The organism is Micromonospora sp. NPDC047753, from assembly GCF_040642735.1.
Classification (GTDB): Bacteria; Actinomycetota; Actinomycetes; order Mycobacteriales; family Micromonosporaceae; genus Micromonospora.
Genome location: NZ_JBEYSL010000512.1, coordinates 1 through 4,671, shown reverse-complemented (window position 1 = coordinate 4,671; position 4,671 = coordinate 1). Strand labels below are relative to the sequence as shown.

The 4,671-nt window shown below is 70.6% G+C and carries 5 protein-coding genes; 1 reads left to right on the top strand and 4 read right to left on the bottom strand.

What is annotated here, in order from left to right:
- A partial coding sequence (locus ABZ749_RS29765; RefSeq protein ID WP_357233612.1) for a hypothetical protein occupies positions 1-813 on the top strand: 813 nt, incomplete at its 5' end.
- A gap of 129 nt (positions 814-942) precedes the next feature.
- On the opposite strand, the gene ABZ749_RS29760 is transcribed toward ABZ749_RS29765, so the two are convergent.
- From ABZ749_RS29760 to ABZ749_RS29745, 4 genes are all read right to left on the bottom strand, one after another.
- Positions 943-1,335 (bottom strand): nuclear transport factor 2 family protein, encoded by a 393-nt coding sequence (locus ABZ749_RS29760; protein WP_357233610.1) that lies wholly within the window; start codon positions 1,333-1,335, stop codon positions 943-945.
- Between the two features lie 177 nt (positions 1,336-1,512).
- Positions 1,513-3,408: a CocE/NonD family hydrolase gene (locus ABZ749_RS29755; protein WP_357233608.1), complete on the bottom strand. Its 1,896-nt coding sequence runs from the start codon at positions 3,406-3,408 to the stop codon at positions 1,513-1,515.
- A gap of 205 nt (positions 3,409-3,613) precedes the next feature.
- Positions 3,614-4,192, bottom strand: coding sequence for a redoxin domain-containing protein (locus tag ABZ749_RS29750; protein ID WP_357233606.1), 579 nt, complete (start codon positions 4,190-4,192; stop codon positions 3,614-3,616).
- Positions 4,189-4,644 (bottom strand): hypothetical protein, encoded by a 456-nt coding sequence (locus ABZ749_RS29745; protein WP_357233604.1) that lies wholly within the window; start codon positions 4,642-4,644, stop codon positions 4,189-4,191. The genes ABZ749_RS29750 and ABZ749_RS29745 overlap by 4 nt, the downstream gene beginning before the upstream one ends.
- Positions 4,645-4,671 lie beyond the last annotated feature (27 nt).

The following is a 4,671-nucleotide window of genomic DNA, read 5'->3' as shown; positions in this document are numbered from 1 at the left end:
GTGCCGCACGTGACCCCGGTGAACCGGACCGGTCACTACTGCGAGGTGGTCCGCTGGTTCCAGTCCGGCACCGACGAGATCGTCGACGTGCAGTGCCACAAGCCGGGCGGCACGCGCGACGACACTCCGTTCACAGTGCTCTGGACGACCAGCTCGGGCGTGCTGCCGGCCGGAACCTCCCACGCGTACGTGCAGTGGAGCAGCGGGCTGGTGGCGCAGTCGTACAACTCCACCGGTGGCGTGAACACGGTCGGGCCGCTGGGCGTCGGGCAGTACCTTGTGCGGCTGCCCGGGGTGGGATTGGCCGATCTGCTTGCCGGCAACGTGCAGGTCACCGCCGTGCAGCCGAACGCCGGTCCCCGCCGCTGCAAGGTCTACTCCTGGAGCGCGGTCGGCACCGGCGTGCAGGTGTACGTCTTCTGCTACGACCAGGCGGGCGCGTTCATCAACACCGACTTCGCCCTCTCGTACCACCGTCGGCGGCCGGTGATCGGCTCCCTCGGCCCACCCTCGTACTTCGGCTACCTCGGTACCGCCGTCGGCGGGCCGACAAACGACAACTCGGTGCTCGGCGTCGGCGCGAACACCGTGGCGCCGCTGGCGCCCTCGGGCCGCTACCTGGCGACCTTCCCGCAGATCGGCATCAAGGAGACGCACGCCCAGGTGGTGGCGCAGGGCGCCGGCAGCAACTACTGCCACCTCACCCAACCCTGGCCGTACACCACCAACGCCGACGTCGACGTGATCTGCTTCGACAACACCGGCGCGGTCACCCCGCACAGGTTCCTGGCCACCTTCACCTCCCGGCTCTGACGCCGGGCCGCGCCGGCGGTAGCGCTTCCGTTGCTGCCGGCGCGGTCGTGGCCCGGCGCTCGTGGTGGATCGTCGACCTGGGATGTGTGGACCAGACGGCGTCCGACGAGCGACCGGCTGCGGCCCGAGCTAGCCGGCGGTCGCCTCCCGCTGGATCTGCTCGAACTGGGCGGCCATCGCGGCGGCCAGAGTCTGCGCGGCGGACAGTGGGCGAACCATGACCGTGAACTCGTCGATCAGACCGGTTTCGTCCAGGTGCAGGAAGTCGCAACCTTCGACGACGACGTCGCCAATCCTCGCCTCGAACACCAGCGCGTGATCGCGGCCCCCGTCACCGCTCAGCTCACGGGTGTATCGGAAGTCCTCGAAGACCCGCAGCACGCCGCGCAGGATCGCCGCGGTGATGGCCTTTCCCGGGTAGGGCTTGAACGCCACCGGACTGCGGAAGACCACGTCGTCGGCAAGGGCTGCCGTGATGGCATCGGGATCGCGTGCTTCAACTGCCGCGCGGAAGTCGATCACCACGCCAGCGTACGGGGTCTTCGCGGCAGCCGCGTGCCCAGTACTCGTCGAGCCTGCACCGCGCAGCAGCCTGGTGTGGCAGGCGGGACGGCCCGGCGATCGTCGGCCCTCCGCGGAGGTTTGATCGCCGGGCCGCCCCGGTGACGAGCCGCGCAGGGCGGCCCGTCGATCAGCCGGTCAGAGGCCGGCGGCGTGCGCGGCGGCGGTACCGCCGACCACAGGCAGGACGATGTTGCTGCTCTTCAGAGCGACCTGCAGGTTCGCGGCGGTGGTGTCCGCCTGGCTGGAGTACTGCGGGTAGCTGGCCACGATGATCACGCCGATCCGGTGGCCGGGCTTGAAGACATAGTCCTCGGGCAGCAGCGGGAAGCTGAAGTTGTACGACTCCCCCTGCACCAGCGGGACGGCGACGCGGATCGACTGCCGGTTCTGGGCGTCCATGATGCCCTTGGTGACCAGCTCGTAGTCGGCCGTGGCCACCCGCTTCGCGGTCTGCCTGTAGCAGCCGTCGTCGGTCGGGCTGCTCTGGCCCCAGCAGTCCTCAGTGGTCAGGGTGATGATGCCCTCGCCGGAGGCCCGGTGCGCCACCCGCTCGTCGGTGCCGTAGTCGACCAGGATCGCCCCGAGGTTGGTGTCGGTCTGGTCGGCGGAGGCCCGCAGTTGCACTGTGGGTGTGCCGGAGATGTGCAGCGGCGCAGAGAGTGGCGCGGAGAGGAAGGCCAGCCGGTTGGGCTGCACCACGTCCGGGTTGAGGATCATGGTGTTCTGGCTCTGCGTGCGGCTGTCCTGGAACGCCCCGGTCGCCGGCTTCGCGGTGGGCACCAGCCCGAGACCGCCCGCGCCGGTGGTGGCGGGCTGCAGGAACACCTCAGTGTCCGCCTTGCCGGGGATCGGCCAGTCGGCGTGGGTCTCCCACACGTCGGCGGAGCGCTCCAGGTCCACCCGCGGCTCGTCCATGATGCCGTTGGCGACGTTCTGCAGCCAGAAGTCGAACCACCGGTGCAGCGTCGACACCCACACCGCGCGGCGCGAGTCGAACGGGTCGACGTGGCCCTCCTGCGACAGCCACAGCTTGCGCGGCACGTTGTTCTCCGCCAGGGCATACCAGAACTTGCTGAAGTGGTCCGGCCGGACGTTGTCGTCGTTGAGGCCGTGGTAGAGCAGCACGCTGGCGGTGACGTTGGGGACCTTCTTGACGTAGCTGCGCTCGTTCCAGAAGGCCGTGTAGTCGCCGTGCTCGTCGCCGTCGGCGGCGCCGATCGCGTCGCGCACCGGCTTGCAGTAGTCCCGCCGCTCGGGGTTGGTGACCGTGTTGGCCAGCGACGACACGTAGCTGTTGCCACGGGTGACCACGCCGTTGCTGCGCACGTAGTCGTAGTACTCGGTCGGTCCGCTGATGGGCACGACAGTGGTCAGGCCCTTCACGCCGGTCACCGCTGTGGCCATGGCCAGCGAGCCGTCGTACGACTTGCCGATCATCCCCGTCCTGCCGTTGTGCCAGTCGGCCTTGACGACCTCACCGGCGGCGTTACGGGCGGTGGCCCGGCCGTTGAGCCAGTTGATGGCCTGCTTGGCGCTGAGGTTGTCCTGGTTGGCGTTGGTGGTCGGGCAGCCGGTGGAGTTGTTGGTGCCGACCATGTCCAGCAGGATGACCGCGTAGCCGCGCGGCACGAAGTAGTTGTCGTAGAACAGCGGCCACTTGTCGAGCAGCCCGTCGCCGTCGAGGTCCGCCTTGCACTCGGACTCGTTGCCTCGGCAGACCGTCGAGTAGTAGGGGCTGGCGTCCATCACCACGGGGGCCTTGAGCCCCTGCGCGGTGGCCGCCGGCCGCATCAGGTCGAACGCGATGATGTCGCGCAGACCGTCGTTGTCGCTGTCGAAGGTGGAGTCGATGAACAGGCGTTCCCGAATGGCGTCGGCGTAGCCGAACACCGGCTGGGTGACGCCGTCCTGCACGACGATCGACGGCGGGCCGTCCGCCGCCTGCGCCTGCGGCGCCGCACCGAGGGCGGCGAGCACAGTCGCGGACAGTACGGCCACGCCTGTGCGCCAGCGCGTTCCCACTGTAGGCATGCAATCTCCTTGATGTGTCCGAGGCTGCGTACGCTACGAGCCGACGGCCTTGTGCCACCACCTGCACGTGTAGGAACTTCACCGGGTGTGGTTCGACGGTGCGCGGCCCTCGTCGGCGGGCAGCCGCGCTCGGGGTACGGAAGTGCCTCGGTGCGGCGCCGGCCGGTGCCGGGTCGGCGCCGCACCGAGGTGCTGGGGGACGGGACTATGGCTGGTCGGCCAGCACCAGTTCCCGCAGCCGCCGGTCGAGTGTGGGGGCGTCCAGGCCGCCCGGCCAGCCGCGGAGCAGGGCGCCGCCCTTGGCCACCAGCACGACGGCCGGGGGCTCCCGCACCGCGTACGAACGCCAGATCGTCTGCTGGTCGTCCACGACGATCGGGTACTCCACCCGGTGAGCGCGGAGGTAGTCCTGGACCTCGTCGGCCTGGTCCGCGCCGGCCACGCCGACGAAGACCACCCGGTCCCGGTAGCTGCGGGCCAGATCACTGAGGGCGGCCTGGTTGCTGGCGCAGGTGGTGCACCAGGAGCTGAAGAAGGTGAGCACGACGGGACGCTGCGCCCACAGCTCGGCGGCGGCGAACGGTGTGCCGTCGGTCAGCGCGCCGGTGAACGCCGGGGCGGCCGGGGCGGTGCCGGGCACCGGCCGCAGCGCCAGGTCGGCGGGGACCGGCCCGGGCAGCGCCGTCGCGCCGCCGGCGGGCGTCGGCGCGGGCTCGGGATCGGGCGTGCTGCATCCGCCCAGCAGCGCCGCCGCGAGCAACAGCGGCAGGAGTGCCCGCCTCATGAGGGGACCACCGCCACCAGCGCCGGGCCCTCGCTGGTGTCCGGCGTCAGGTCGAGTGCCGGCTGGCCGTCCACCTCCAGTCGGTACGAGTCCCGCTGCGGCACGCGCACACCGACGGCGAACTCGCAGTAGGTGGGCAGGCGCTCGACCCCCAGGTCCTCGGCGAAGGCCGCCACGGCGGTCCCCGCCGGCAGCCGCCCGCTGGCCAGCGCCGCTCCGTCGGGGTCGAGCACGCGGAACGATGCCCGGTTGTGGAAGTGCTGGTAGGGACCGGTCCCGGCGCAGTCCACGCCCGCGGCCCGGATGTTGATGTCGCGAACAAGGACCCGGACGGTCGTCGGGGAGACCGCCTCCTCGGCAGCGCCGACGGCACCGCAGCCGGTCGCCAGGACGGCACATGCCGCGAGGAGCGCGACTCCCGCGATGACGTAGAGTATCTTTCGTGCTCGCACTGAGTGACTCTAGCGCCGCTGGTCTCG

Excerpts from the sequence above, each read along its gene's own strand:
- ABZ749_RS29755 (WP_357233608.1), bottom strand. The coding sequence starts at position 3,408 with ATGCCTACAGTGGGAACGCGCTGGCGCACAGGCGTGGCCGTACTGTCC.
- ABZ749_RS29750 (WP_357233606.1), bottom strand. The coding sequence starts at position 4,192 with ATGAGGCGGGCACTCCTGCCGCTGTTGCTCGCGGCGGCGCTGCTGGGC.